The sequence below is a fragment of the Halorubrum sp. 48-1-W genome (genome assembly GCF_003287355.1).
Classification (GTDB): domain Archaea; phylum Halobacteriota; class Halobacteria; order Halobacteriales; family Haloferacaceae; genus Halorubrum.
Window position 1 is genome coordinate 67426 of sequence record NZ_QMIM01000003.1, and the last position, 26977, is coordinate 94402.

Below are 26977 nucleotides of genomic sequence, written 5' to 3' on the forward strand. Positions count from 1 at the left end.
TCGGGGGGCGACAAAAATGGCGTTCCACCGTCAGAGAGCGTGCAACGGTCGGTTTCTAGAATCGAATTCCGAATAGAGAGACGAGGCACGGCTCTCGATTATAAAGAGCAAGGCGAATACCCGCGCCTTTAGGCCTGTCTCTTACCCACAAATCGAGTCGTTGCCGAGGTCAATAAATCCGATCGAAACCTCGATATCTACAGATTTAACACTCCTATGGAACGATTTTGCTAATCCCGTGTACCACATTCAGTAACCCCCTACCGCCGAGATCATCGCCCGGATCACTCCTCGCCTCGATCTTCCGATTGCAGATTGGGTTCGACAGCGTCTGAAACGTCTGTTTGGGACTCCGTGAACTTATGGGTAAGAGACAGGCCTTTAGGCGCGGGATGAATTCGACAACCCATTCCACAACCCACCATCTATGGCAGGGCCGGATATTCCACCAGTCTCAACCCATACTTTTACAACAGAAACAAGTATAAGTGATTATACAGGCGTTCAAGATGCTGGAAGTCCACCGAACACACCAAGCGAAAATCCTCAACCACCAGCAGGTAGAGGAACCGCTCAACCGGCACGGGTGGTCGGCCAGCAAGCTCTGGAACGTCGCTAACTACCACTCCCGAGAAGTGTGGGAGGAAACGGGCGAGATTCCCGACCACGGCGACCTCAAAGACGAGTTGAAGACCCATCCAAAATACAAGGGACTGCATAGTCAGTCCAGTCAGCGCGTTCTGGAGGAACTCGCTGAAGCCTTTAACTCGTGGTACGGCAAGAGGCAGTCCGATGATCGCGCGAATCCGCCCGGCTACTGCAAGAAAAACTACTACGACAACGACGGCAACCGCGTCCACGAAGAACACCCCCGTTCGACGGTGACGTGGAAACAGAACGGCATCCGCCACGACACGAAGAACAACTGTGTCCGACTTTCGAAAGGCGCGAATCATAAGGAACACCCGAAAGCGTGGGAGTACATCCTTGTCGAGTACGAGACGCGCCCCGGCGTCACCGTCGATAACCTACAACAAGTTCGCGCGGTCTACGATAAGTCGAATGAACGGTGGGAGCTGCATCTCGTCTGCAAAGACGAAGTCGAGACGCCCACCGCACCCGGCAACGAAACGGCGGGTATCGATCTCGGCATCAGCAACTTCGCTGCCGTCGCCTACAGCACCGAAGACGCCGACCTGTACCCCGGCAACCGCCTCAAACAAGACGGGTACTACTTCCCGAAAGAAATCGCCAAGTGCGACGACTCGGGTGGCAAACGGGCCACTCGACTGCATCACAAGTGGTCGGAACGCCGCACCCACTTCTTCCATTCCTTAGCGAGACACATCGTTGAACAGTGCGTCGAGAAGGGTGTTGGGCGAATAAATGTCGGAGACTTGGAAGGCGTCCGCGAGGACGAAGACGGCGACTCGAAGAATTGGGGTCGGCACGGCAACCTTGACTTGCACGGGTGGGCGTTCGACCGCTTCACGTCGATTCTCACGTACAAGGCGAAGGTCGAGGGAATCGAAGTCGTGGAAGTGTCAGAGCGCGATACGAGCAAGACGTGTTGCGTGTGCGGTAGAGAAGACGATAGTCAGCGTGTCGAACGCGGCTTGTACGTGTGCGAGGAGTGTGATGCGGCGTTCAACGCTGACGTGAACGGGGCGGAAAACATCCGCCACGACATCAACAATAGCGAAAGTAACTCTGAGTCTTCGGCCAGTTTGGACGAGGATAGGAGTACCGGCTGGTTGGCACAGCCCGGAGTCTACCTTCATGACCTCTCCCGAGGATTCCAACCTCGGACAGAGGTGGTGGACTGCAAACCCTAATATCCCAATCCAGCGGTGCGGTGCCGTGGGATTCCTCCGCGTTCACGCGGAGGAGGATGTCAATACTCCATTCGTCTGATTGTTGAAAGAGTGGTTATTTAGAGAATTGATATCTGTTCTCGACGGTATCCGCGAAATCGAACGCCTTGACTAACTGAACGTGATTCTCGTAGCTGTGTTGAGAGAGTGCTCGCTCAATCCCACGGAATGCGGCTCTGTCGTTCGTGTAGATCGCTATCGAGTTTGTGAGTCCGTCTTCCAAGAGCGTAGCAGCCGCCCCACCTACTTCTGCATCGGCTTGCTCTATCGTATGCTCGGGACGCTCGGTTGCGGCGGAGATATAGTGTCGAACCATATCCATCGTGGCTGAAACGACGGGGTTCGAGTAATCAACTTCATCCAAGACCTGCACCCAGCCGGATTCTATCGCATCGTCAATTGGAGGTTGGTCGTAGGGATAGGACTCTGGCGTGAGTTCGTCGTATACTCGCTGCGGGACCAAGAGAACGATATCGTGTTCGGTCACTGCTCGCTCAAGCAGGTCAATCGTCTCGTGGCGCTCGAAGCGAATGAAGAGATTCGTGTCAATGAGGTGGCTCTCGACATCGGGAAAGAGGTGTTCCGGCACGGTTACTACTCGCCGATTTGCTCGTCTACGTCTGCATCCAACGCCTCGATATCGATTTCCGTCGAAATCTCGTCCTCTACATCAAGGAGGGTTTCCTGGAGTTCCTGGAGGATTGTTTCGGCTTCGAGGACGGGGATCTCCTGCTCTCGAGCCATGATCCGGGCAGTCATCTCCGATTTCGTGTAGGCCCGAGCGTATTCGATGGCCGTCGCCAGACCGCTGACTTCGTGGCGTTCGACGTAAAGTTCGATATTGTCGTTTGAGTCGCGTTGAGCCAGGGCAACGAGAAGCGTCGGGGTGATTTGAAACGTCTCTTCCCCGGTCTGTATGGTCATATCGACCCGACGAGCGCTATATCGGTGCGGCTGAGAGTCCGTCACGCGCTTGAGGACACCGATTTCCACGAGATGCTTGACATCCTCGTAGACCGTGGTTTGAGAACTCGCAGAACGGCTTGCGAGCTCCTCTACAGTGGGGGTGTCGAGTTCGAGTACCCGAGCGTACAGACGTGCCAACCGTTCGTTCTGGATCACGTCAGAAACTGCCAGCATCGTATCCAACGGGTGCGAACCCGAGAGAGCTGATTCGGCCATATATTTTAATTTCCGCGGAATACATAAAGTTGTATCGGTGGGCTAAGTGGTGCTTCCAACCGTTGATTGAGGGGTTTGTTATTCCTCAAACCGGAGAAGAGACTCATTATTTGATAGAACCGTGTGTAAGAGGTAGAAGATGTATGCAGCACGCGCCGATTTGAATCTCTCTACTGACCGTATCTTAATATCCTCAAAAGTAAGTTTATTCAACAAGCAAAATAATACTACTTAAGACAAAATGACGTTTTCATTTGATACCACGTATAAAAATTTGGACCCAAGCCTCTATTCGAGAGTAACGCCGAAAAGTATCGCTAATCCAGAAATTGTAGTTCGTAATGACGGGCTCTGTGCTGATCTTGGATTGGATCCAGCGGAACTCAATGCTACCATTCTAGCAGGCCAAGACCTCTTGGAAGAACCAATCGCCCAAGCATATGCAGGCCACCAGTATGGGAGCTTTACCGTCCTGGGCGATGGGAGAGCGATGATACTCGGCGAACATGTGCGCGATGGTGATAGATACGATATCCAATTAAAAGGCTCCGGTCGAACGCCGTACTCCGGGAGAGGCGACGGCAACGCAACTGTCAGCTCGATGCTCAGAGAGTATCTGTATTCATATGCGATGCAGAATCTACACATCAAAACATCGAGAAGCCTAGCTGTCCTCGAAACTGACGAAGCGATCCGACGACGGCGGAAGGAACCTGGAGCCATTCTTGTCCGAGTGATGAACAGCCATATTCGATACGGGACCTTTCAGTATGTTGCAAGCCGAGCAGCCGACGAACTACAGCGATTCACTGACTACGTTATCGACAGACACTACCCACAGCTAACTGCAGCGGATCGTCCATACCTCGATTTCTTTGATGCAGTCATGCAGTCGTCGATTGAGATGGTTGTCGACTGGCTGCGTGTCGGATTCGTTCATGGCGTGATGAATACCGACAACATGAGTGTCGATGGAGAAACATTTGATTACGGGCCCTGTGCGTTCATAAATTACTATGATGAGGATGCGGTCTTCAGCTCGATCGACAAGCACGGGCGATATGCCTTCGGCAACCAGCGACCCATTTTGCGGTGGAATCTCGAACGTCTCGCAGAGGCGCTCCAACCGCTGTGTACACGAACGGCGCTCACGTATGATGAACTCGAAAGTAGACTGGACGAATTTGACGATCGATTTGATGCACAATACTACACGATGATGCGAAAGAAGCTGGGGATCACCTCGGATGATGAGGAAGCACTCGTCGATGAATTCCTAGAGTGGCTCCGCAAGTCGAACGCAGACTATACCAATACGTTCCTCGAATTAGAGACGCCCGGTACGTTTGATGACCCAGCGTTTGCAACTACAGAATTCGAACAGCTCAGAGAGAAACTGGCTGCTGTCGGCCTAGATGAGGAGTTGATGCAGGAGGCCAATCCGCGGTACATTCCCCGCAACTACCTGGTTGAACAGGCATTGGACGAGTATCTCGAAACTGGGACTCTTTCCACATTCGAACGGTTATTGAACGTGCTGGAAAACCCCTATATATCGAAGGATATGGGTTCACAATTCCAGCAACCACCGCCACGAGAATTCGATACGGAGTATACAACGTACTGTAATACGTGAGCCAATAGTACCAAAGTAGGTATACTCATCAACTCGCCATTGCTCAGGCGAGGACACTATCATCGGGCAAACGGCAGTTACTGTTGATGAACTGTTGGGCATCGCCGATTGAGAGAGCAGTATTCACAAATGCAAGACTCGCGCCCTCCATCTTGCACGCGGTGAGAGAATTATCTGCTATCTAATATTTGAGCGTATGATTATGAACTCACGAATCCACAGTTGAATGACCACTTCGTTCACGGTGAATCAGGAGATGTCACCGAGTCGTCGCTGAAGCTGATCCTGCACTCGGTGTGCTTGCTGATCCGAGAGGTCGGCCTCTGTATCGACGCTGATGCCCGGGATATCGACGATGTCTTCGAGAGAGTCACTGAGCGTCTGCTGATTCTCGGGAAGGACATACTGGGAGTCGTCGTCCGTCCGGCGGTCGTGTTCTTGCATCGCGAGTTGGATCTTGACCTCCTCTCGCGCCTAAAGTCGCGGGAATCCCACCATGAGATTTCAGGCCGAGCGCGGCCCTCAGGTTTCAAGACGCATACGTTCCAAGCGTCATCTGCTCTGCCCCCGCACTCGGTCGAGCGCTAGACACAACATCGGCTTGGCTGTCTTGTGGGACGGTCAAACGTCCCCCGTCCTCAGCCGAGTCATCGCCACTCGTGTCTTCTCTTGAATGGCTCTCTCCGCTGAGGTAGCGGTCTGCAATATTGAGCGCGGCGTTAACGTCTGCTTGGTACTCCGAAACCCAACACTCGTCGTTGGAGCACTTGAACGTGGCTTGGTCGGGGCGGTAGCCCTGCTCACCACAACAGTGGCACGTTTTCGAGGTGTACGCGGGATTCACCGTCTCCACACGAATCCCCTTCTCAGCCGCCTTGTAGCGAAGTTGGGTGTGCATCTTCGCAAAGCCCCACCCGTGAAGCCGTCGGTTCATGAACGCACCGTAGTCCATGTTCTCACGGATGTGCGTCAAGTCTTCCAGAACCAACACGGGGTTCTCGAATTGGTCGGCGTAGGCGACGACCTCCGACGTGACAGTATGAAGGATGTGGTCGATGTGTCGCCACAACTCGTCGCCGTAGGATTCTGCGAGACGTTCGCTTCCGCGTTTCTGAAGGCGTTGAGTCGCCGTGAAGTACGTTTCGCGGAGTTGGCGAACCGTCTTGCCTTCGTCGTTCCAGAGGTTGGGTGTAGTCGGGGAGCCGCGCTCGTCACGGTGACACACCGTTAACAAAGAGGCTTCCCCGATGTCTACCCCAATCGGCGTCTCCGCCGAAATGGATTCTTGTTCCTTCACGTCTCGCGTAGCGACGATGTGGAAGTACCACTCGCCGTCGCGGTCGAACAACCGACACTCACCCATCGCCGCATCCCCCACGTGCAACGCTTCCAGCCACTCCCGTTGGTCGGGATTCGGTTGCGCGGGCAACCAGAGGTGGTAGTCGGCGTGGTGCGGGATCTTGACGTACCACTCGATAGCGTTCTGTGGCTTGTGGTCGAGCTTTGGGCCTTCGTTCGTGAATCGGACAGGGGGGTCGTCGTGAAGTTCTTTGGCGTTGTAGCTTCCGCCACAGAATTGCGGGACGTACTTTTTGAGTGCGTTCTTCGCGTACCCGCTCAAGTCGTAGTTGACCACGACGTCGTTCGCCGCCGACTGTGAGGTGCAGTTGGCGTTGAACGCGGCTTCAAGCGCGTCTTGGTACGCCTGTTTCGTCTCGCAGAGTTTCCGGTGCTTGTGCACGTTCGGGTCCACAAGCTTCAGCTCCAGCGTCTCAGTGAGTTCTGTCACTGTTCGGCTTCCTCGTGACACTGGATGTGCTTCTCGACAGTCTCGTTTGAAACGTGACCCGCTGTGCCTGCGTAATAGCCGCGTGCCCACTTGATTTTCTCGCCGTCGTGGTTGGCGTAGCGGTGGTTGTATTTCCGCGAACTGATGCCTTTGAACCAGTTGGCGAGGAATGACGGTGCGTGCTTCGGTGGGCTACTGACGAACAGGTGTGTGTACGCTATTGTCCGCTTGACCCGCGCCTGAAGACGCGGGTATGCGCTCGCACTATGTATCATATCAGGTCAATCATCATTATATGATCAGCATTCAGCACACGCGGCCTCTGAGCCCAATCCGCTGTGAGTTGTTGCTGAAGTCACGATCGCCATCCCTCACTCCGCTTCTGGCACTCATGATCCAGTATCCGTTCGGGGAGTCCCACACATTCACAGACAGGACACTCTGCAAGCGGTGTCAGTGGCAGGTCGTCACACTCGCGGATGGCAGCCCGGAGATGTGCTCGTACGTCTGGTGACTCTGCTCGCGTAAACGCCTGCACGAGATGCATTCGGAGTCGCTCACGAGCAGTCATTCGGCCTCCTGGTTCGCCTCATCGCACTCCCCTTGAGCCATCATCGTATTTGAATGTTCGACCGCTACTCATCTCGGCCTCCCGAGTGAAATTCTGTGAGTCATTTCGTGGGGCAATTGCTGCTTGCGTCCATCGTCTAACAATATCGCCACGCTCGCGTGATTCGCCGGACGCGAGTGGCGAGAAAACGGATACCGCCCTCTCGGATCAGGTCACGCTCTCGATGTCGTCGAGGCGACGCTGAACCCGGTCCTGAAGTCGCTGCGCAGCGCCATCACTGAGATCGGCTTCTGAATCCACCGTAATACCCGGGATATCGACGATATCATCGAGTGCGTCCGAAAGCGTCTGTTGGTCTTCAGGAAGCACACGTTCGTCGGGTTGGTCCGTCTGCCGGTCGTGTTCCTGCATCGCGAGTTGAATCATCATCGCCGGCGTTCTGAACAACTCACCAGCGACCTCGAGGTACTCCTGGTACGTGTCCGAGGCCATCGACCCCTCGTATTCCTCCAACACGGAGATGAGCAATGAAAGCTGGAGGTTGAACACGGTTGGTCGTGTGGAGGGGTTGGCGATCGAGGTCGCCCTATCAGCGGCCCGCTCTGCGTATTTGAACGCAATCCCCCAGTAGGTGTAGCAGTCTTCGACGGAGAATGGGAGGTCCTCGAAGTCGTACGCGATGGCCCGCGTCCGACGGATGGCGGTATCGACCTCGATCATCCGAGTATCGATATCGTCGTAGATGGAGCGCCACCACTCGCTGATCGGAACACGCCCCTGACTACGTTCGTGATCGGCATTCGTGGCTTTCCCATAGTGCCGTCGTGTGTACCGCTCACCCATATCCGGGAGAACGGTTCCGCTGTCGGGGAAAAAGAGGATGGGTCGCGCCCAGAGCGTTTGCGTGCCACGGAAGTCGTAGCCGGTCTGGAAGCCGCCGTAAATGACGGTCTCCGGGTTGTTTTCGTTGTCTTCTCCATCGGAGTCGCTGTCGTTACTGACGGCGCTGGTAATGCCGTCTTCGTCGATTGTGTTCTCGAGGTCCTCCTTGTCGCCGGACACGACGTTGCGAAGGCTCGGGCAGATGACGACCATCTTGAACAACCCACCCCAATCGCGGTAGGACACCCACCCGAAGGGATTGGTTTCACCACGCTGCTGGAGTGCACTGATGATGGGGAGATACGCCTCCTGTGGGTTGATAATGGAGTACGAATCCGAGGCGATCTGCCACCGGAACTTAACATCGTAGCCGAGCGCGTTCAACGCCTTTCGGCGGTCGTCGACGATATCTTGATGATCATAGACACGCACGACTGCGTCGGCCTCACTCGCGGCGGCGAGGTCTTCGATCGAACTTCCGGTATAGGATTCGAGTGCGTCGACGTCGAGGCCATGCACACGGCGGATGACGGCAGTGTCGACACGCCCGGATGTCTCGACGAAATCGTTGGTCGCCCAGAGTTCACCGGAGCTCGCCTTCGGGAGGGCTTGGATAGCTTCCTTAAACGAGCGGGAGTTCGCTGCCGAACACCGGGTTTCCGGTGGAACTTCATCGGGATATTCCCGGGAGTCGTTCTCAGTGAGGCCGACGAATTTTCGGTCTGTCTCTCGGGTTAGGAGATCGGCAAGCGGAAGGGGCGGGCGGTCGGTATCGGTGCGACTGGCGCTAGTATCGTTCTCGTCCCCACTGGTGTTCTCGGTCTCGTTCTCGTTCGAGTCGGAGCCGGGGGAGCGAGGCTGGCTGGAACTGGATTTGGATTCTGTTGACATGGGTGAGTCCTCGGTATCGAAAATGCCGCGGGAGTACGCACACGGCTGGGAGTGAACGGAGAAAACGCAGAGACGAGACGGCCGATCCCGTATCATGGGAGTTTGCCGCACAGTACTACAGCTACGAAGGGGAGTGGAGCGTGGAGAACCGCTAGAGCCGAGAGGAGAAAGATGGGGGGTGGTGGAGAGCCCGAACAGAATCCGTCCCGGTGGTCGTCAATCGGCGCGCGGAACGCTTGGAGTGTTCTGTTTGGACATCCGATCCCCCCACCGAACAGGGGGGAACAAACAGGTGAGAGGGAAGCCGAGTCGGTCAGGCTGCTGTGGGTTACTCGTCTGCCTCACTAAGAGTACTTGTGAACGTCTGCTGGGCGGTGTCGCCCCGAGTGTTGGACATCTCCGAGAGCGACATTTCACGGGTGTCGTGCCCGGGGATGTGCTCTGTACCGCCGAAGTACTGGACGAAGCCGGGGCGAGCGTTAGGGATTTTCTTCGCGGATGCGTCGCTGATGCCCGCGAGCTGGGAGTGATTGCGCCCATAGCAGACCCAGGCTGCGAGTTCGCCCATCGAGTCGAACTGCTTGACGAGCGTACTGCGGGCGTTCGAGGGAATGTCGAGGCCTTGAATTCGATAAAGTGTCCCCGAAGCGACGGCGTCGCTGGCGGGATCTTCCTCACCGCTCCAGATGGCTTTCAGCCGTCGAAGGTTCTCGCGACGGTTCCCCGACTGCCACAGAACCTCCGCGTACTTCTCGGCGAGAGCGATCTCCGCGGCGTACGTGATGGACTCGAGGTCGGCATCCTCGAGATCGGGAACGTCTTCGGGGCCGGGGGCGGCGTTTTCGGGGTAGTCGCGACCGTCGATGGCCTCGACGTACTCATCTGAGCGGTAGTCTTGACGTTTGATTTCCCAGGTATCGTCGGTTAGTTCACGCTGGACGAAGTTCTCCGCGAATAGGTGGTAGTGTTCGACAGCGTAGTCCACGCCTTTGAGCGGGGCGAGGAGTGCGATAGCGAGTTGACTGGCCTTCTCGTCAGAGGCGTCAGGCCCCCAGTCGAATCCGCCGGGAGCGAGTCGGTGGACGAACAGATGCTTGTCGAGCAGGTTATCGCCAGCGTGGACGAAGTTTCCGCCAACGCCTCGTTCGCCTTGGTACGGTTCGTTCTTCCATTTCGTTTTTCGCGAGTAATCGGTTTTTGCTGGCATGAGATTAAGTCTGAAGGTGGGTTATCCATCAGCGGATTGGTGGGACTGCGACGGGTCCGAAGTGGGTTGTGCCTCGGTCGGTGGTGTGAGATGCGGTTGTGACTGTTCGCTCGTCGGTGCGTATTCATCTGGACTGGTCGGGGCCGACGGCGAGCCGCGCGTGTGGTAGATGAGGTACTCGTCGTCATCGGCAAGTGCCTCGAGAACGCAGGACGCGCAGCCCGCGTAGTCGTCTGGCCAGCTGTCGAGTCGATAGAACGAGTGCGTCCCCCAGCGACAGTACGGACACTTCCGCTGGGTTTCAGTTCTCGTATCGATAATCGAGAGAGGAGCCGCGTAGCGTCCAGGAGCCATCGATCGAGTAACTACCCAAGAGCCAAATCGCTGTTCGTGGTCGGGTCAGTCCCGGTATGTGCCCCAACGGTGGTCTCGTCGTTTGCTCCGTCAGGACTGAGATCGAGGCAGTGTTCGCCGATGGCGGTCTCCGGTTCGTCCGGGTGGAATACCCGGATAGTGAGTGCATCCTCGGAACGGTCGACAGAAACGATGAACGTCTCGCCAAGCCGTATATCTGCATAGGTATCGCCGTCGCTGAGGGAGGTTAGCGAAGTCATTAGTTGGACCGGATTCGGGGGGCAATCATCGAGAGAATCTCGCACTCGCCGTCTGCAAACTCGTATTCGATCATCATTGGAAAGTCCGTCCCGAAGGTGATGCTGATTGCAGCGTTCTTCGGGAATTTCCGGGAGATGTCCTTAACGTAGTCAAGCGAAAACAGCGCCTCCGCGTCGACGGCGGTCAGCTCGGTATACTCCTCCTCCGTAAGTTCCAGGGACACGTCGTCGGTGTCGCCTTGGGCTTCGATGAAGACGGCCTGCTCGGTCTCGTCACAACGGATTTGGATGTGGTCGGAGACCATATCAGCTGCTTTCACCCCCCGCCTGATCTGCGATTCATCGACAGTGAACGACGCGGGGAGATCCATGTCCGGAATTTCGGGTTCCGACCTGATGCTGTCGGGGTCGATACACGCCATCGTGAACTCGACGCCATCGATGTAGATGACGAGTTTGAACGTATTCGTGTCGAACGAGAGTTCGACGAGATCATCCTTCTTCGCGAGTTTTAGGACCCCCTCGAGACGTTCGAGATTGAGGCCCAGAACACCCTCGGAGGCGTCGTAGGACTCGAAAGCCCCTGCGGACAGCACACCGTCGTCCATCGCGACGTTTGCGGGATCGACCGCACGGACCTGAATGCCATCAGGCTCAACATTGAACTTCGCCTCGTCGACGATGGCGCGAAGCGTACCGACGAACTCCTTGATGTCACCGCCCATGATGGCGGCCTGGAACTGGCTCGGCGGTCCGGTGCCGACATCGGCCTCTTCTTCTGCGTCTTCCTCGACGTCCTCGTCGGCTTCACCGTCGGTGTTGGATTCTTGCTCCGGTTCAGAATCTGGTTCCGATTCCAGATCTGGTTCGGGCTCGCCTTTGGGTTGGGTATTTTCAGCGGTTTCTGCGGTGGTCGCGTCGTCGACGTCCATCTCAGATTCTACGTCTGAGGATCCGTCGTCGGGTGTGGTCGCTGGCTGTGCGTCCGCGCTTTCGGATTCGGTGTTGGTACTCATGTTTGAGTGGAGTCTTGGTCGCGATACTGTCGGTGATCGAGCTGCTCACGAAGGGAGAAAATCGAACCAATAATAGTAATAATAACGGTAGTACCGTTATGAACGGTAACCGTCATGAACTCTTCTACCTCCCCCCATCCCCGTGGGGAGGCCAAAACCGAGCATGATGGTCGCGATCTCGGTCACTCGGGGAAGTCGATAACGTCGGGGTTGGTCGAAAGCTCCCTGGCGACGCGGTCGAGTTCGACATCGTCGAGAGTGATTTTGATGAGCGCCTCGAGTGCATCGTCGTAGGCTTGCTGTACTTCACTCTGATTCGAGGCAGCGTCGAGGCGCTGCTGGAGTGCGGTCTGGAAGCGATTCGCTGCACGGTGGCGTGCGAGTGAGCCCATTTCGAGTTCCCCCACCGTCTCGGGGTGCGACAAACGCGGGGGGTCGCAGGTGCCGCGTCCCGAGTGTTAGTCCTACGTAACGATTCGATGGTGTGATTAGGACTGTTACGTAGGATATGGGCGTGTCATCCGATCCGTCTCGTCGCCTACCACCGTTCCACAGGGTAACGAGAAATGGTCGAGGTTGCCGTCCGGATCGGGAAGTTCTCCGTCATCGGCAAGGCCTTGGAGCTCCCTCCAGAGCTTGCGAATCGTTGTCGGGGTCGTGTAGCCTTCCTCGGCAAGAGTTTGTTGGGTAAGTCGGGGGTTGCTTTGCCCACTCTCTTTGAAGACGTGATAGAGACAGGCAACGGCGACGCCGTTCGGTTGCCGGCCGTTCGCGAGGACACCCACAGCGTTCGATCTGGAGAGCTGGTAGGCACGGCGTTCGAGACGAGGGGAGGCATCAACGGCACTCGCGAGTCGTGGGATGTAGTCCTGCGGGAGTGGTGGAGGCGTTGCGAGCTCAAGATCTTGATTTAGGCACTTGTAGTCCTGATTGATTTCTTTAATATCGACACGAGCGACTTCACCAATCTCTTTGAGCGTGCGTGGCAGGCGTTCGAGACGGCAAGCAGCGTACACACAGGCACTCGCCATACCTTCGACGGAGTTGCCGGCGAGCATCCCTTCTGCGCTAACCTCGCGGTAGAGGTCAGCGGCGCAGTCGTGGATAGAGCCGGAGAGTTCGAGCGCACTGACGAGGCGAGCGATTTCGCCGAGGCCGAGGCGGAGCGAGCGGTCGCGACTCGAGCCGGTTTTCGATCGACTATCCCACTTACGGAGTCGACGGAAACGCCGTTTGGTCTGACGCGACAGCGGGCGGTCGTACCCGTCACTGTTATATCCGATCTCCGTCGGGAGCCCCTTATGATGGAGGCGATGTGTGGTGGGAGCGCCGCCACGTTCGGGTTCACGGCCGTCCCCAGTATCGACCCAGCGAAGGCGCCGATCGAGGATATCACGGAAGAGTACGAGGCCACATTCCCCACAGTAGGTTTCCTCCTCGTCAATGACGAGGTACTCGTCGGTTGCGCACTCAGGACACTGTATTTCATCGGTCGATTCCGAGTCCGTGGCTTTCGACTGCTCGTCTTCGGAGGCAGTCTCGCTGGAAAATGACTGAGTCTGCTGCTGGTTCTGCCTGAGGCGCGTCGAGACGGGAGTGGGAGACCCCGACCCGGCGGAAGACGAGCCGGTACTATGGGTCGTAGTGTCAGTGTTCTCGAGGGCATCTTGAGACATATGGAACGGGGGCGTAGACCCCCCAGTTCCTCCGGGGGAAGACAAACTGAAGGCGAGGAATCTGGTCGTAAGCAACCGAAGAGCACGATTCACGGTCCTTCGAGTTCGCTGTGTTCGTGTTCACTCATCGACGTCATCCCCGGAGGAGCGTGTCTGGCGGTGCTCACCGATCGGGATTAGTGGCTCGTCCATCCGAAGGATGAACATCCCCTCACTAGTAGTGATGACGTCGTCGGCGGGGGTCGGCTCATGGTGAGCATAGTGCTCGATATCGTTGCCGAGCAGGACACGGTGGGTGTCCGAGTCGTGGACGCGCAACTGGCGTTCGTAGCCATCGTCAACGTGGGTGCCGGCGAGGGCGAGGACGAACCACCCCGAGTCGGGTGAGCCTCGCGTGGCTTCGAGAACACGATAGACACGGCCGGTGTCCTCGTCAAGGAAGTACACAGTCGGCGGGTTCTCGCGGTCGATATCGTGGGCTTTCGAGAGCGTCTGGAGAACGCACTCGTCGTCGAATTGATCGCGAAAATCAGCGAACGTATCGAGAGCAGTGCCTATGTCAGTATTCGTTTTGTTCGCACTTGAGTCTGTATTTGCGTCTGGGTCAGTGTTCTGGGTCATGGGTTCGGGAGATTGCATAGTTTCGGCTCTTGGTCATCCGGGTGGCCCGTGCGCGGATTCGAGAATCCCGAGGATGTCTGGGTCGTGCTTGTCGTGGAAGGCATCGAGGACATCCCACTGCCACTGGAAGTGACCAGGATCGCCGAATTGGTTGACGCCGAGGCCCTGCGTACGGGCGAAGTGTTCGAGGTCGATACAACGGATAGAAGAGACATCACCACCCTCACCAGGCGGAACGTTGGCGGCTTCGGGAAGCGGGGTCTCGATCCAAGCGTCGAAACACGCGTCGTTCGAGGACGTGACTACGACACCGTCGGTCGCCCCAGCGAAGAGTTCGGTGGTGATTCGACCGAGATTCTGGTACACACCAGCGGGAATTGCGAGGAGGTTGCGATCGTGGTCGATGGTAGCGTCAGTGCGGATCTCCCGAGGGTGACCTCGGACGAGCCACTGCTCGTCGTCGTTGAGCCAAGCGCCTCGCCTGAGGCGTTCGATGGCGGCGTCAAGGTGGTCGTGCGTGCGGTACTGGAGGTAGCCGGAGATTCGCGCGTAGAAGCTCATGCTGGATGGGGGATAGGAGATGGAGGCGAGTTGCGGCGAGCGTCGTGGCGAAAGATTCGAGCCGACTGCTCATCCCAACTGGATATGGTCAATTTTTCCATCGGGATCGACGCGGTACTGGTAGCCGACGTGGGGGAATCGACATTTCTCGTAGCCGACGGTCTGGATGACAAAGGGCTCGGTGAGGAACGGCGAGAGTTCGCGAAGGAAGTCCTCGGTGTGCTCACCGGCGTAGTCCCAAAGGAGTTCCTCGGTTTCGTCGTTGATGACGACCTCGCGTTCGTCTTCATCGAGATTGTCGTCGAGGCCCTCGAGGACGGCCTCGCGAACGGTCGGCCGATGCGTCGGGGAGAACGAGGCATATCCGTAGAGCGTGAGGTGCGGCGGGTCTGCCTCGCCGGTATCGGGATCGCGTTCGGGAACCGCAATCTTCACCATGATGTCGTCGAATGAGCCCGTGCCGATGAGCCATTCGTCGAGAAACTCGCGGAGTTCATCGACCTGAGTGGGGTCGATAGTCGGTGCGTTCGAGGCGGTGCTGAGCTGGAGTGTAGCCATTTCGTGTTGAACCCTCCACCATTTCAGGGGAGCACAAACGGGGGGGTCAATAGTTCTGTCACAGTACCCTTAGCCGTCACTAATTTTTTGACTATCGGCTTGCCTCGCGTCGATATCGAACCGATCTATCCACCGCGCGACGATGGTCGCACCGCAGCCGCGGTGTTCACCGATTGCCTCTCCGGAGAGAGATTTCTCCCAGTGTAGTTCGTACAGGAGATTCGGATTGCGTCACGGGGCCTCAGAGTAGTCGTGAGACCGGGGTTCGATTCTATGCCGTCTCAACCAGGAGAGTGCCGTGTTCTGCGCACATCTCATCCGCTTTTCGGCGACTTGTTCGACAGAGAGGGAGTTCTCGGCGCAGAGTTCGCATAAATACTGCTCATCACCGGAGATCGGGTTGCGAGTGATTTTTTGCGACTACGCTCGTCTCAGGTACAATTCCACACAAAGCTTACACCGAAACATAACTCTACAGCCAGTTGGAGGGGAATTGTCACACGCTCCCTTCCTTCTCCTGATAACCTACGATACTCCGAAACACGGGCAATGTCCGGAGTGTGGTGAGAACATTTCTGCTGCACACGTCTTGGTTGAATATGAGTAAAACAACGGAACGACTGGTATCTGGGCAGAGTGTCCCATCTGCGACGATGTCGTGAGTCCCGAGTGAATTCTGAGCAACGACACGACAGCAGAGTCAAGTGTTCTGCACTATTACGCTGCCAGGAGGCCGACTAATGAAGATTTCTGAAGAACTCCAATGTCTGTTTTCAGCTTCGATTGAGGAACAGGACGGGTCGTACGTGATCGACGTTCCAGAGCGCGAGCTACAACTGGGTGATCTACAGCAAGGAGAAACATATCGCGTCGCACTCGTGTCTTCCCCGACACAGAGCGAGCCAGAACAGAGCGAACAGGCTGAAACGGGATCACAGTCCCAGCGTGAGCCACAGGAACCACCAGTTGAGGAAAGTGAGACTCGAGAAGTCGAGATTGAGGACATCGGCGAACAGGGTGATGGCATCACTCGGGTCGAACGTGGTTTCGTCGTGATCGTCCCGGATACGAAAGAGAGTGAGCGAGTGAAAATTGAGATTACCGATGTACGGCAAAACGTCGCTTTCGCCGAGGTCGTCGAACGGTTGAGTTACTACGAGTAATTCCTCGATTTTCGGTGCGAGAAGAGGACGAACAGACACTCGCAGTTATTGTACGAATAGGTTGTCCGTAGAGTCAAACTGCACTTACAGCTCAGGGAAGGTGGATTTCGGCGGGGAGGAACGAACGACGGAGTGGGGCGGGGTGAAAGCCCTCCCGAGAGAGTTGTGCGACCACGTTAGTGACGGTTGTGGAGTCGGAAGTCAGGCTACTCGGGTCGCGTTCTGGTTCGGATTCGAGGTTACGGAGAATCGAGGAGAAAGCCTCGCGCTTCAGCGCGGGGATGAAGCCGACACTTCCTTTCACACTCCACGGTCGATGGCACAGCTGGATATTCCACGCTACTTCCAATCCAATCCCTCAAGTAATTCTGTCTACATCGGTTACGTATGGCGATACAGGTCGTCACCCGCACCTACACTGCTTCCATACGGAATCAGTCTCGGGTGCAGGACGATCTTGATTCGCTCGGGTTCGCCGCCTCGAAACTCTGGAACGTCGGACGGTGGACATGTAGTCGCATCTGGGATGAAATCGATCACATCCCGAACCACAACGAACTCACCACGTACCTCAAAACCCACGAACGCTATGATGACCTGCATTCGCAGTCAAGTCAGCGAGTCCTCCAAGAACTCGCTGAGGCGTTCAACGGCTGGTACGGCAAACGACGTAACGGAGATACACGAGCGAACCCGCCCGGCTACCGCAAACACAGCGACGAACACCCGCGTTCAACGGTGACGTTCAAAGCCGCTGGCTTCAAACTCGACACCCAGTACAACCGTGTTCGACTCTCAAAGGGGTCAAACCTCAAAGAATATTGGTCGGACTTCATTCTCTGTAAATACCAGACCCGCCCCGGCGTTGACCTCTCCACTGTGGAGAACATCCAACAGGTTCGGGCTGTCTGGACGGAGGACGAGTGGGAACTACACTTTGTTTGTAAGGTCGAGATTGACGTGGCTGAAGCCCCCGGTGAAAAGACGGTGGGTGTTGATCTCGGTATCAACAACTTTGCTGCACTCGCCTACGAAGACGGCCACGCTGAGCTATACCCGCTGACCTGTCTGAAGCAGGACGACTACTACTTCAGCAAGCGGATCGCTCAGTGTGACGACTCGAACTCTGTGCAGGCCACGCAGCTAAACCACAAGAAGTCGGCTCGTCGCACTCACTACTTCCACACGCTCTCGAAACACATCGTTCAGCGATGTGTCGAGCAGAGAGTCGGAACCATCGTGATTGGTGACCTCTCCGGCATCCGCGAGGATGAGGAGAATGGCGAGTCGAAAAACTGGGGCAGACACGGTAATCTTGATCTCCATTCGTGGGCGTTCGACCGATTCACCGACCTGCTCGAATACAAGGCCGAGATGGAGGGCATCGCGGTAGAAGCAGTACCCGAGCGAGATACATCGAAATCGTGTTCGTGTTGTGGTCGCAAGTGCGACGCGAATCGTGTTGAACGTGGGCTGTACATCTGCGATGAGTGTGGGATGGTGGCGAACGCAGATGTGAACGGTGCGGAGAACATTCGACAGAAAGTAACTCCGAGTCCCGCTACGAATGGCGGAGATAGGAGTAACGGCTGGTTGGCACAGCCATCTACGCTCCTGTTTGACACGAAAACTGGTGCGTTCGCACCTCAAGAACAGGTAACGTCGTAAACCACAATATCCCAACCCAGCGGTGCGGTGCCGTGGGAATCCTCGTGCTTCAGCGCGGGAGGATGTCAAGGCTAGTTCTGCGGATTTTGTGTTGCTTGACATTTTCTGGAAGTGGCGCGATTGCTGTCGCTGGCTGGAATGGTTCGACTGGGTGAACGAGACTAGATAGAAGATGAGATTCGAGTGGGAGTGCCCAGAGGATGGCTGCTGGAGCAGCACCCAGGATGTTTGCTCCTCCTCCGATTCCCCTCACCCCCTTGGGGGAGCCAAAACACAGGTATTGGTGGCCAATCGCGATTCACCGGACTTCATCGAGGTTGATGGTTTCCTCGGCACTGATCCAGCCGCCGACGTTCCCGCGCTCGATGAACGCCCAGGTGCCGTCGATGAGCCTGACGAACCGCATCGTTCTTGCAAGGGGACCGGGTCCCGACGGGTACGGGTTGAACTCGTTCTTGTCGTCGGTGACGGGCCGGCTGGGATCTTCGCCGTCGACGATGTCAAGATGGAAGTCGACATCGTCGTCGCCGGTGAGTTCCTCGTTCGTGGGTGGTTGACTGTGACAGTTCGTCGGATCGTGGTCAGAGTTGTTGGTTGACATCGTTTTATTGGAATGGTGAGACTGGATGCACGGAGTGCAGTGCTGCCTCTATCGACTAGCTGTCTTCGCGCCATCTCTGGCCGCAACTCACACAGGAGAGGAGTCTCGTCGGGGGTTCGTCGATGGACCGGAGTTGGACGAGGCGATATTGCGCTCGATCGTGAGCACACTCTGGACACCGGCACGTGGTCGTTGGAAGTCCAAGACCCGGCTTGTCGTCGCTCGCCACGGTAGTCTCCGAGGTGTCGGGGGTTGCGACGCCAGTGAGTTCGCTCTCGTTCGTGTCGTCCGCTGTCTCCGTCTCTGCCTCGCCCTCCTTGTCGTCATCAATGGCGGTTCCGAAAAGGTCGAGATCACGGATGAGCGCCCAGAGACGACGCTTACCCTGGGGAACGGGAGTGACGGGAACAGGCGTGGATTCGGGACGGCCCGTCGAGACGACCTCCCTGATGGCCGCGCCGATCTCGTCCCCTTCGGCGTCGACGTCGACGATTAGGGAGACCACGTTCGCTTGTTCGCGCCACCAAGTTGGGAGTGGTATCTTGCTATCGTCCTCGTCGAATATCTCGGTGGCTTTGAGCCATTCGAGGGCGTCCAGCTTCTCGCCCTTCTCTTGGTCGAGTCTGTCGACGGGAGCATGCACGGGACGGGAGACTTCTTCGACGCCGGGAGCGCCCAAGGGGGGAATCGTACACGCGCTGTGCACTTGGAAGGGCTGTTCGATGCCCTGTTCGCGGTGACGCTTGGCGTATTTCTCCCAGTCTACGTTCGGGATGTCGCCTCTGGGAGCGGGTCCGTCGCCACGCTCGAGAACTTCGATATGCGTCTCGGAGTCAGCGGCGAGAGTGGCCTGTCCCTGGTACTTCCCGACTTTCCCGACACGAATCCGAACGAGATCGCCTTCGTGGAGGATGACACCCTGTTGAGAGCGTGTCCACACGGTGAATTTGATGGTATCGCCGGCGTCGTCTTTGATGAGGCCGACCTGCTGTTGGCTCCCTGATTTGGGTTGCCAGAGGGTCGTGACTTCGCCCTGGATGTCAGCCTCGACGTTGTACTTCGAGGGGATAATCGGCACGGACGAGATAGGTTGGATGACGCTCGCCTCCTGATAGAGCTGGTCCAACGTGTTGGACTGAGCGGTGAAGACGTCCTGACCGCTCCGGACTTTGCGTGCGAGCAGGTGTCGGAGTACTTCGTCACCGGGGCCGGTGATAAGGTGGTCTTCGATTCGAGCAGCGGCCTCGCGGACAGCCTCAGCCTCGTTGTCGTCGATATCTTCGAATGCGTTGTTGCGGATGATTCCCTCCCCGAGGACGCGCTCGTTGCGCTTGGACTGGCGTTCCTCGCGCTCTTCGACGAGCTCCTCACGGCATCGTGTCTCGCGGTCAACGCCGACGACGTGGGCGGCTAACGCTTTCTCGCGCTGGCGTTTGCGTTCCTCGCGGAGTCCGTGCAGACGCTCCTGGGCTTCGAGTGGGAGTCCAGTGAGGTCCTCGTCGGCGAGGTCGATGGGATCGACGTCGCGACCTTCGGTGGTGCGGAGGCTCGCACCAATCCAGTAGGCGTCGAGTTCGTAGTTTCCATTTCCTTCGATTTCGAGGCCGAACTCGTCGTATTCGGGCTCACGACGGGCAGCCATCATAAGTTCGCCAGCGTTCTCGAGGCGGATGCCGAGGCAGTCGCTTTCGAGGTGCGGTGACTCGTAGAGGCCGCGCATGGTGAGTTCGTCGAAGCGGTCGTCTTGTTCGACGTCGCCGTTCGTGAGCCGGTCGTCTCCGTTGTGGTAGTACGTCATCTGGTAGTCACTCCATCTGGGTGAGGTCTGAGGCGGTCTGACCCAACAGCGGCGCTGCTGGCGACCCTCTCTCACTCCCTCAACCCCATTTGGGGTCCAAAACTGAGCGCGTGCTAGCCGATCGCGTCTCTACTGAGTAATCGCGAACATCGAGTCAGCCCTGGAGGGGCAGGACGTCCGAAAAGAGGTGGTCGATGATTTCCCACAATCGGAGCGACGGCGTGTCATGTTCGAACGAGAAGGGTTGGTAATCAGTCTCGCCCTCGTCGGTGTACTGGAAGTGCGCGGGACCGAGATCGGGATGGTCTTCGTCCTGATGCCAGCCAGCATGGAAGCCCGTATTCGGGTCGCTATAGTTGACGCGGAACCAGTCGTCGCGGGTCTGGCGATACCAGGTGATGGTTAGTGTCGGCGATTCTGGACCTGTCTCGATGTCGAGGCGATTGGGATCGAACGTCGCTTCGAGTTGCTCGGCTTTTGCCCGGTCGGGGAGGAACTCAACACGACTGATTTCAGGTACACGGTCAAGTACGTCTCGTTTGAGTTGATAGTACAGGTTCGCGTTGGGATCGCCGCCGAGATGTGGGACCCCCATGGACTAGTCGCTGGCCTCTACAAACGCCGCACTGGAGCTCAGGAAGTCCCACTCGCGAACGGCGAATCTGACAATCCCGAGCCGGCCTTCGAGGTGTTCCCAAGTCCGAGCGATGTCTCGGCGTTCGGCTTCCTCGTCGGAACTGAGGTCAGCATCGGCGATAGTCGCTCGAAGTTCGTTCGGAGAGGAGACATCGTACATTGATTTCCACTCCTGGATCCGGGTTGTTATCTCGCCGAGGCGGTCGGTCAATTCCTCGACGGAGCCTGCGTCGTCACAGAGCGCCATCGCCTCGCGCATTGCCTGATGACGATAGTCGGGGCGGTAGGTCGTATGCTGACCGTCGTCATCACGGCGAATGACGCCATTATCGACGAGGCGTTCAAGGACGCGTTTTGTAGGTTCGTAGGACCAATCGGCTTCGGAGGCGATCCAGTTCGCAGTACGCGGTTCGGTTAGCTGACGGGCGACCATCCGGACGCGATCTTCGCCTGTTGTCCGCTGGGTCACGAGCGGTGGGTGCTGGTCTCCGTCACTGGAGCTGTCGTCGTGGGTCATACCTGCAGATTCGTGTCGTAGCTTGATATAGGTTGAGGGTGGTTCGTCCTATATCAAAGGATATTACACTGGTACTCGGAGGCCATTCCTTTCGAAGGGTGTGGACGCACCCAATCAATTCCGGGAACGGCGAGGAATTTTATCGAGCAGCGATGTCTGGAGAAAGGACTTGCGTCAATACCCGGGGGGGTGCACCCGGTCAGTGTTCGCCCGCGTTCGTCAGGTAGTTGATAAGCGTGAACGGGCGGGATTCTGGGGGGATACGTCCGGAGAGAGAATTGTGCTACGAACTGGGTGGCCGGTAGCCGATACGATTATATCTATACCCAGAGTAGGTAGGAGTGAGCCTTGAACGGCTCAACATGACAACTTAGGAAAGGCGACCATCGTCTTTCCACTTCCACACCTCCTGAGCGATAGCGCCGCCGGATAACGGTCTGCGAATGCGGACTGTAAGTCGATGCACACCGTGAGCGACTGTTTCACGCTGCGGGGCGCATGCAGCCTAGTCGGTTGCTCTGTTGGAGAGGGGCGGTGTTTTGGGGGTTTTCCGCAGAGAACCGCATTACTGCGCGGGGATCAGCGCGATACAGTTATACGCGGATCTACCGTCTATGCGAGTGGAAAGCACGGTTGCTTTCCTAAGTTGTCATGAGTGGAAACACCGACAGTGTCCACCTCTCTGAGGCTGGTCACGAGAAGAACGGTAGAACCGAAATCGAATATGAGGACCCGACCCACATCGCCCGTCAATACGACGGGTGGTTCGACGATCTCCGCTCCCTCGATCGCGAGGAACGCCGTCGCCTGGACGGTAACGTGGAATCGCCGACTATCCGCAGGCACGCCGGCCTCGATGAGCCCGAGCGTCGCCCCACCGTGGACATCGTGGCGTCGAAACACTCACCCACCGAGTTCACAGCTGGCCCCGAACACGAGTTCGAGGCTGACGAGCGCGAGAGCGAGAGTACCGATGGTTGCTACGGCTGGTACGATGGCCAACCGATGGTCCCATCGCGTAGTGACGAGCGGAGGGCTGAGATGAATGCGAAAGGCCGTCCGGCTGACGCGATATCTGAACCCGATGCTCTCTCGACTGGGGAGTACATCTACATGGGCCACGACCGTCTGACCGACCCAACTGGCGATCAGTTGACTGGCACGGCCTCTGGTCTTGAAGAGTACATCCCGACGAGTGCGTCTGCTGTCCCCGTGCGGTTGGGACGGAAGCTCGAACCTGTCGAGACCCTCGACCCGGACACCCAACGGCTTCGTGAGCTGAAGATCATCCCCGAGGATGAACAGACGCCTCGCGACTCTGAAGGTGTCACGACGCCCGATCTGGAGGTGCTGCTTCCCTACGGCGAAGTCGCCTTCCTTCGGAGCGTCGTGCCGAACCCCGAGGACTACTCTCGGTCGTCGATAGCCGGAATCGAATTCCGCCTAGCGTTGGATGAAGAACTCAAGCGGAGCTCTCATGGTATCGACGAAAACGGTCACATGACGGGTGTGGCTGCGCTCTTGGATCAACACACAGACATCCTTGCTCGTTTCCGTACGGAACACGATCGCACGCTTCCTGAGCGACGGGATCGGAACCGGCGGAGCTTCGAACAACGCTTCAAACAGCAGGTCTACGACCGAGCTGCTCCGTTGCGCGAGCTGGGTAAGGAAGATCCCGATCTTCGTGAAGAAATTCTCGCCGAGACACGCAGGCTGCTTGACGGGAATACACTGCACGAAATTCGGAAACCACCGGTCACTGTCGCTTCCCAACTTGCACGCCGTGTGCAGGCTGGGACGGACATCACGACCGCGTTCCTTTCGCTTGTCGAAGAGGAGCAGACTGACCCGAGAAACGTCATCAGGATCAACGCGATTTTGAAGGCGAATCTCGCGTCCTCGAAAGGCTATGTCACGACACAGGGCGTCGTGAAGAAAATCTACTATCCACCAGTTCCTAGCCTGAAGTTTGCTATGATCCTAAAGGATGGTAACCGCCGCGAGGATGAGGTCCGCGTTTCCGTCTGGAAGTCCAGCGAATACGAAGAGACTGCGTCAACGGCTGACCCCGGTGATGTCGATGGCGAAGTCCTAATCTCGAAGAAAACCTTCATCGAACCGAACGAGGGCGACACTGTGCGTCTGGTGGATTTCAAGCTTCCACGCGAGAGATCCAAGCAGACGTATCAAGGTCAACCGAAGCTCGATTCACGATGGGCATCTGAAATCGAGATTGTCGAACGCGCTCCTGTCAAGTCATCCGATCAGACGTCGACGACTGCCAGACCGCAACATGTTGGTCGTTCGTTGAGTCCGTCTGATGATGGTGAACCAGTTCCCCGGAGTGAGGCTGCGAATTTCGACGGTGAAGTCTGTGTCTCCTGGCCCGAGCCAGTGATGATTGCTGACTTTATCGCCGATGAGCTCACCCGCATTGCCCAGACTGGTGATACTGCATGAGTACACGCGTAGTGCGTACTCCTCGGTATGGATTCGATGACGGAATACCGTCTCCGTACTGTCACCCCGAAATGTAACGAACCCTAACAACAACCCGAGTTCCCAGACGAACTCAGAAAACTAAATCTTCCTTTTGCCAAACCACAGAGCAAGTGGTCTTGCTGCCGGTCGCAACCTCACAATCATCCATGTTCGGAGTCCCGAAGCGACGTGGAATAATGTGGAGGATGTGACGAGTGTGACGGATGTGACGCTACATTGAATGTGAACGGCAAATCGATTTATACTGCTACAGCGTTGGGTGCGGTACGGTTGCAAGCCGGGATGCTCAGATATCCCGCCTGCTGACGCGACCGGCCATAACACTCTCCAACAGCACGGAATTGGCTCGATTCTGCCCCCGTTGCGGCATTGACGTGGGCGGATTGAGCGGATTCTGTCTCCACCGATGACACCGAAATCTCCATTGATAGCGAATGGCAGACGGCGATACACAGTTGATACTCACGTAACTGGTCGGCGATCGCGATGACGAGTTGGCGCAGCGACGACGAGACAGGTGACGATGAGCAGTGGTACGAAGTTCAGTTGTCGGTCCCGTGGGTCGTCCCCGGCGTGAAGAGCGTTCAGGATGCAATCAATATTGCAGTTGCACAAGTCGGTGAGCGGACGAAGTCAACAGAAGCACGGTCGTCGGAGATCCTTGTTCAAGATGTTGGCTGTCCCTCCTGTGGGTATGAAATGGAGGCGGCGCTCTGTACGACGGATTTTGCGCTGGTCGTACTGACTGTTATCGTCGAGATGTTGGCAGAGTCTCACGAGGAGAGCGAGCGTGTCGCGAAGCGCGAGTTGGGCGTCCGCATGAAGGACATCCCGCTCACGGTGTTGGAGACGCGACCGGTTGACGAAGCGGATGAAAAGCCAGAAATGAACTTCGCGGATCTTGGTCGCGACGTCCAATCCAGAAGCGAAACAAAGCAAACGCAAGGATAATTGCTACAAGAACACCCCCCGGAGTGTGAATGGAATCCTTGATCGACACCCCTCGGTGTGAATGGGTGAATAGATGACGAATTGATATAACCACACCCCCACACCCCTCAGTGTGAATGGTGTACCACCGCTCATACCAGGTTTAATCTCTCGTGATCAACGTCAGTACGGTCACGACTGGTAGTCTCCCTTCGCTTCGCTCAGCCATCGGCTGCGGCGTAACCGCCTCGCCTTGTAGAACTACTCTACTTGGAGGACTGTTTATGCCGGAATATAATAAAATTAACTACTAGTGCGGTAGCGGTGCGGTTGTCGGTGCAGTTGAACACACTGGACAGACAACACAGCAACAAATACCGCCCGGTGGTAAGGATATCTTTAGGTACAGATGGTCTAGAGGGCGTTCGCGACATTACTGCCGTGTGTTCTCTTTCCGGTTAGACTGAGGAACGAGTGTTAATTTAGTATCACTGTGTCCTATGGTGGACCATTCACACCGAGGGGTGTGGGAGGTATCACCCCATCAGCTCTTGGAGTTCTGGTGTCGAATTAATCAGCCCTCTCCGGGTGCTTTCTACTTCACCCTGTAACGAGTATGATCTGAACTTCCCGTCATCTCCGCCCTCTTTCTTCTTCGACTCGAGAACACCCGTTGTCACGTGTTTATTTAACAGCTCGAGAGCACGATTGTATCCTTTCGGCTCAACACGGACATCTTTCGCGACTGTTTCGTACACTTGATGTATTTCTGAAGTTCGAAACCATTCTTTCTCCGGGTTGTTCCGATCAAGTCGAGTAAGTGCAAACAGGAGTAGCTTCCCTGATAATGGTGTTCCCTTGACCATTTCCATGAATAGTTCTACTTCAACGAGCTCGTCAGCTTCAGAGACGTGGTCCGCCGTGACGATCTCGCCACCCTCTTCGTCGGCAACCTCACCAGCGTTTCGTAACAACCGAACTGCACGGCGGGCGTCACCGTGTTCATCGGCCGCGAGCTCGGCCACTTTCGAGATCACATCATCTTCCAGTACTTTTTGGTAAAATGCGTCACGGCGATTATCCAGAATAGAGACAAGCTGATCCTCCTCGTAGGGTGTGAATGTCCAGTGCTTGGGCTGAAGCGTTGATTGAGCCCTTGAATCAATATCCCCTTTGAATTCAATATCGTTTGAAATGCCGATCGTCACCACAGGGAAGTTAACATCATCTTTCGATTTGGCCCTCGACAGTGTGTAGAGAATCTCGTTGATTTCGCCGTGTTTATCGATCTCGTCGATTATAACAACAAGCCCACCCGGAAACTCTCTTTCAACAATAGGCCATAGTTTCTTGTCACGATAATGTTCCGCTGATAGACCCAGAGATGGGACGTCGACTGGATCGTTGGCTTTGGCATTCACTTGTTCTGCTATCTTACGAAAAGTAGAGGTGTATGTCGATATTGGATCTGGATTAACATACGCCGTAACAATAGACCCATCAGTCCCTTCTGTCGTTGCCTCGAGGCGCTCACAGACGTGCCTAGCGACCAGTGTCTTCCCGGTCCCTGTCTCCCCCCACATCACGATGTTGTCCGGAACATCGTCCGTCCTCATCTTACGGAGATTCTTCGCCAAGGATTTTATTTTATCATCACGTCCGACGATCCGATTCGCATCTGGGACATTATCTATTTCGAGCAGCCACGGTTTCTCAAAGATTTTTGATTTATATTCGTCGCTCTGATCGTCGACACTCAAAATCTCGTCAACAGTTGTCTGGGTTGTATTGTTATCCGTCATATTGAGGACATCCGACCCCATTCACATAAAGGTAACCGACCCTCGATGTGATAGGCCAATCCATATTCACGTTTTAGAAGAACTGAGAGTACGGTTCCGTATGTATATAAATTCCGGAAAGTAAAGGATCCCATTCACACTCCGGGGGGCAAACTGGGGATTCCATTCACACCGAGGGGGGTCAAATCGAGGACCCCATTCACACTCCGGGGTCAAACTGGATATCCCATTCACACCGAGGGGGGTCAAATCGAGGACCCCATTCACACTGAGGGGTGC

General features: G+C 56.3%; 23 protein-coding genes and 2 pseudogenes. 9 read left to right on the plus strand and 16 right to left on the minus strand.

The annotated features are described in order from the left end of the window. Positions 1 to 509: 509 nt before the first annotated feature. On the plus strand, positions 510 to 1835 hold the full coding sequence (locus tag DQW50_RS02240) for an RNA-guided endonuclease TnpB family protein (RefSeq protein ID WP_112077778.1): 1326 nt from the start codon (positions 510 to 512) through the stop codon (positions 1833 to 1835). A 94-nt stretch (positions 1836 to 1929) separates the two neighbouring features. On the opposite strand, the gene DQW50_RS02245 is transcribed toward DQW50_RS02240, so the two are convergent. Together DQW50_RS02245 and DQW50_RS02250 are read right to left on the minus strand one after the other, a co-directional pair. Further along, on the minus strand, positions 1930 to 2463 hold the full coding sequence (locus DQW50_RS02245) for a hypothetical protein (protein ID WP_112077690.1): 534 nt from the start codon (positions 2461 to 2463) through the stop codon (positions 1930 to 1932). Positions 2464 to 2468: 5 nt separating this feature from the next. After that, on the minus strand, positions 2469 to 3056 hold the full coding sequence (locus DQW50_RS02250) for a helix-turn-helix domain-containing protein (RefSeq protein WP_112077691.1): 588 nt from the start codon (positions 3054 to 3056) through the stop codon (positions 2469 to 2471). A 274-nt stretch (positions 3057 to 3330) separates the two neighbouring features. On the opposite strand from DQW50_RS02250, the gene DQW50_RS02255 reads away from it, so the two are divergent. After that, entirely contained in the window at positions 3331 to 4692 is a 1362-nt protein-coding gene (locus tag DQW50_RS02255) for a protein adenylyltransferase SelO family protein (RefSeq protein WP_241964306.1), read from the plus strand. A 249-nt stretch (positions 4693 to 4941) separates the two neighbouring features. Here DQW50_RS02255 and DQW50_RS02260 read toward each other — a convergent pair whose 3' ends face one another. The 5 genes and pseudogenes from DQW50_RS02260 to DQW50_RS02285 all read right to left on the minus strand — a co-directional run bounded on the left by DQW50_RS02260 (position 4942) and on the right by DQW50_RS02285 (position 10032). Beyond that, positions 4942 to 5136, minus strand: coding sequence for a hypothetical protein (locus DQW50_RS02260; RefSeq protein WP_112077693.1), 195 nt, complete (start codon positions 5134 to 5136; stop codon positions 4942 to 4944). An 85-nt stretch (positions 5137 to 5221) separates the two neighbouring features. Further along, positions 5222 to 6481, minus strand: coding sequence for an RNA-guided endonuclease TnpB family protein (locus DQW50_RS02265; protein ID WP_112077694.1), 1260 nt, complete (start codon positions 6479 to 6481; stop codon positions 5222 to 5224). Then, positions 6478 to 6696: pseudogene (gene tnpA, locus DQW50_RS02270) on the minus strand (IS200/IS605 family transposase); the annotation flags it as partial. The gene DQW50_RS02265 and the pseudogene tnpA, both read right to left, overlap by 4 nt. A gap of 563 nt (positions 6697 to 7259) precedes the next feature. Further along, complete coding sequence (locus tag DQW50_RS02280; RefSeq protein ID WP_112077779.1) at positions 7260 to 8825, minus strand: hypothetical protein; 1566 nt, start codon at positions 8823 to 8825, stop codon at positions 7260 to 7262. 328 nt (positions 8826 to 9153) lie between these two features. Beyond that, positions 9154 to 10032 (minus strand): DUF6166 domain-containing protein, encoded by an 879-nt coding sequence (locus DQW50_RS02285; RefSeq protein WP_112077696.1) that lies wholly within the window; start codon positions 10030 to 10032, stop codon positions 9154 to 9156. A 410-nt stretch (positions 10033 to 10442) separates the two neighbouring features. Between DQW50_RS02285 and DQW50_RS17555 the strand changes: the two genes are divergently transcribed. Beyond that, positions 10443 to 10637, plus strand: coding sequence for a hypothetical protein (locus DQW50_RS17555; RefSeq protein ID WP_127341300.1), 195 nt, complete (start codon positions 10443 to 10445; stop codon positions 10635 to 10637). Between the two features lie 8 nt (positions 10638 to 10645). Here the strand turns inward: DQW50_RS17555 and DQW50_RS02295 are convergent, their stop codons facing one another. Next, a complete protein-coding gene (locus DQW50_RS02295; protein ID WP_241964307.1) occupies positions 10646 to 11662 on the minus strand; it encodes a DNA polymerase sliding clamp in 1017 nt (338 codons plus the stop codon). A gap of 182 nt (positions 11663 to 11844) precedes the next feature. Continuing rightward, the gene (locus DQW50_RS02300) at positions 11845 to 12054 is read right to left on the minus strand and encodes a hypothetical protein (protein WP_112077698.1); all 210 of its coding nucleotides are present in this window, start codon (positions 12052 to 12054) and stop codon (positions 11845 to 11847) included. Positions 12055 to 12228: 174 nt separating this feature from the next. Here DQW50_RS02300 and DQW50_RS18345 point away from each other — a divergent pair, with 174 nt between their 5' ends. After that, the gene (locus DQW50_RS18345) at positions 12229 to 12576 is read left to right on the plus strand and encodes a hypothetical protein (protein ID WP_241964308.1); all 348 of its coding nucleotides are present in this window, start codon (positions 12229 to 12231) and stop codon (positions 12574 to 12576) included. Positions 12577 to 12630: 54 nt separating this feature from the next. Here the strand turns inward: DQW50_RS18345 and DQW50_RS18780 are convergent. Continuing rightward, a pseudogene (locus tag DQW50_RS18780) lies at positions 12631 to 13338 on the minus strand (transcription initiation factor IIB family protein); the annotation flags it as partial. 120 nt (positions 13339 to 13458) lie between these two features. Next, complete coding sequence (locus DQW50_RS02310; protein WP_112077700.1) at positions 13459 to 13959, minus strand: hypothetical protein; 501 nt, start codon at positions 13957 to 13959, stop codon at positions 13459 to 13461. A gap of 48 nt (positions 13960 to 14007) precedes the next feature. On the opposite strand from DQW50_RS02310, the gene DQW50_RS17790 reads away from it, so the two are divergent. The 3 genes from DQW50_RS17790 (at position 14008) to DQW50_RS02330 (ending at position 17909) form a co-directional block, all read left to right on the plus strand. Beyond that, entirely contained in the window at positions 14008 to 14973 is a 966-nt protein-coding gene (locus DQW50_RS17790) for a hypothetical protein (protein WP_157964836.1), read from the plus strand. 845 nt (positions 14974 to 15818) lie between these two features. After that, positions 15819 to 16241, plus strand: a complete 423-nt coding sequence (locus DQW50_RS02325; RefSeq protein ID WP_112077703.1) for a TRAM domain-containing protein — start codon at positions 15819 to 15821, stop codon at positions 16239 to 16241. A 387-nt stretch (positions 16242 to 16628) separates the two neighbouring features. After that, positions 16629 to 17909 carry an RNA-guided endonuclease TnpB family protein gene (locus DQW50_RS02330; protein WP_112077704.1) on the plus strand — a complete coding sequence of 427 codons (1281 nt, stop codon included), beginning with the start codon at positions 16629 to 16631 and terminating at the stop codon, positions 17907 to 17909. 298 nt (positions 17910 to 18207) lie between these two features. On the opposite strand, the gene DQW50_RS02335 is transcribed toward DQW50_RS02330, so the two are convergent. The 4 genes from DQW50_RS02335 to DQW50_RS02350 form a co-directional block, all read right to left on the minus strand. After that, positions 18208 to 18510 (minus strand): hypothetical protein, encoded by a 303-nt coding sequence (locus tag DQW50_RS02335; protein ID WP_112077705.1) that lies wholly within the window; start codon positions 18508 to 18510, stop codon positions 18208 to 18210. A 55-nt stretch (positions 18511 to 18565) separates the two neighbouring features. Beyond that, positions 18566 to 20308, minus strand: a complete 1743-nt coding sequence (locus DQW50_RS02340; RefSeq protein ID WP_241964310.1) for a hypothetical protein — start codon at positions 20306 to 20308, stop codon at positions 18566 to 18568. Positions 20309 to 20462: 154 nt separating this feature from the next. Further along, complete coding sequence (locus tag DQW50_RS02345; protein ID WP_112077706.1) at positions 20463 to 20903, minus strand: hypothetical protein; 441 nt, start codon at positions 20901 to 20903, stop codon at positions 20463 to 20465. 3 nt (positions 20904 to 20906) lie between these two features. Then, entirely contained in the window at positions 20907 to 21461 is a 555-nt protein-coding gene (locus DQW50_RS02350; protein WP_112077707.1) for a BlaI/MecI/CopY family transcriptional regulator, read from the minus strand. A gap of 651 nt (positions 21462 to 22112) precedes the next feature. Here DQW50_RS02350 and DQW50_RS02355 point away from each other — a divergent pair. Beyond that, complete coding sequence (locus tag DQW50_RS02355; RefSeq protein WP_112077708.1) at positions 22113 to 23924, plus strand: hypothetical protein; 1812 nt, start codon at positions 22113 to 22115, stop codon at positions 23922 to 23924. A gap of 528 nt (positions 23925 to 24452) precedes the next feature. Continuing rightward, the gene (locus DQW50_RS02360) at positions 24453 to 24917 is read left to right on the plus strand and encodes a DUF555 domain-containing protein (protein WP_112077709.1); all 465 of its coding nucleotides are present in this window, start codon (positions 24453 to 24455) and stop codon (positions 24915 to 24917) included. 515 nt (positions 24918 to 25432) lie between these two features. On the opposite strand, the gene DQW50_RS02365 is transcribed toward DQW50_RS02360, so the two are convergent. Next, the gene (locus DQW50_RS02365) at positions 25433 to 26698 is read right to left on the minus strand and encodes an orc1/cdc6 family replication initiation protein (RefSeq protein ID WP_187347824.1); all 1266 of its coding nucleotides are present in this window, start codon (positions 26696 to 26698) and stop codon (positions 25433 to 25435) included. Positions 26699 to 26977: the final 279 nt, after the last annotated feature.

What these genes read in the sequence shown, in the direction of transcription:
- DQW50_RS18345 (WP_241964308.1), top strand. Translation starts at nt 12,229, where the DNA reads ATGGTCGAGGTTGCCGTCCGGATCGGGAAGTTCTCCGTCATCGGCAAG.
- DQW50_RS02325 (WP_112077703.1), top strand. Translation starts at nt 15,819, where the DNA reads ATGAAGATTTCTGAAGAACTCCAATGTCTGTTTTCAGCTTCGATTGAG.
- DQW50_RS02240 (WP_112077778.1), top strand. Translation starts at nt 510, where the DNA reads ATGCTGGAAGTCCACCGAACACACCAAGCGAAAATCCTCAACCACCAG.
- DQW50_RS02360 (WP_112077709.1), top strand. Translation starts at nt 24,453, where the DNA reads ATGACGAGTTGGCGCAGCGACGACGAGACAGGTGACGATGAGCAGTGG.
- DQW50_RS02340 (WP_241964310.1), bottom strand. Translation starts at nt 20,308, where the DNA reads ATGACGTACTACCACAACGGAGACGACCGGCTCACGAACGGCGACGTC.
- DQW50_RS02250 (WP_112077691.1), bottom strand. Translation starts at nt 3,056, where the DNA reads ATGGCCGAATCAGCTCTCTCGGGTTCGCACCCGTTGGATACGATGCTG.
- DQW50_RS02335 (WP_112077705.1), bottom strand. Translation starts at nt 18,510, where the DNA reads ATGTCAACCAACAACTCTGACCACGATCCGACGAACTGTCACAGTCAA.
- DQW50_RS02260 (WP_112077693.1), bottom strand. Translation starts at nt 5,136, where the DNA reads ATGCAAGAACACGACCGCCGGACGGACGACGACTCCCAGTATGTCCTT.
- DQW50_RS02285 (WP_112077696.1), bottom strand. Translation starts at nt 10,032, where the DNA reads ATGCCAGCAAAAACCGATTACTCGCGAAAAACGAAATGGAAGAACGAA.
- DQW50_RS02330 (WP_112077704.1), top strand. Translation starts at nt 16,629, where the DNA reads ATGGCGATACAGGTCGTCACCCGCACCTACACTGCTTCCATACGGAAT.
- DQW50_RS02350 (WP_112077707.1), bottom strand. Translation starts at nt 21,461, where the DNA reads ATGACCCACGACGACAGCTCCAGTGACGGAGACCAGCACCCACCGCTC.
- DQW50_RS02365 (WP_187347824.1), bottom strand. Translation starts at nt 26,698, where the DNA reads ATGACGGATAACAATACAACCCAGACAACTGTTGACGAGATTTTGAGT.
- DQW50_RS02355 (WP_112077708.1), top strand. Translation starts at nt 22,113, where the DNA reads ATGAGTGGAAACACCGACAGTGTCCACCTCTCTGAGGCTGGTCACGAG.
- DQW50_RS02345 (WP_112077706.1), bottom strand. Translation starts at nt 20,903, where the DNA reads ATGGGGGTCCCACATCTCGGCGGCGATCCCAACGCGAACCTGTACTAT.
- DQW50_RS02310 (WP_112077700.1), bottom strand. Translation starts at nt 13,959, where the DNA reads ATGACCCAGAACACTGACCCAGACGCAAATACAGACTCAAGTGCGAAC.
- DQW50_RS02295 (WP_241964307.1), bottom strand. Translation starts at nt 11,662, where the DNA reads ATGAGTACCAACACCGAATCCGAAAGCGCGGACGCACAGCCAGCGACC.
- DQW50_RS02300 (WP_112077698.1), bottom strand. Translation starts at nt 12,054, where the DNA reads ATGGGCTCACTCGCACGCCACCGTGCAGCGAATCGCTTCCAGACCGCA.
- DQW50_RS02280 (WP_112077779.1), bottom strand. Translation starts at nt 8,825, where the DNA reads ATGTCAACAGAATCCAAATCCAGTTCCAGCCAGCCTCGCTCCCCCGGC.
- DQW50_RS17555 (WP_127341300.1), top strand. Translation starts at nt 10,443, where the DNA reads ATGTGCCCCAACGGTGGTCTCGTCGTTTGCTCCGTCAGGACTGAGATC.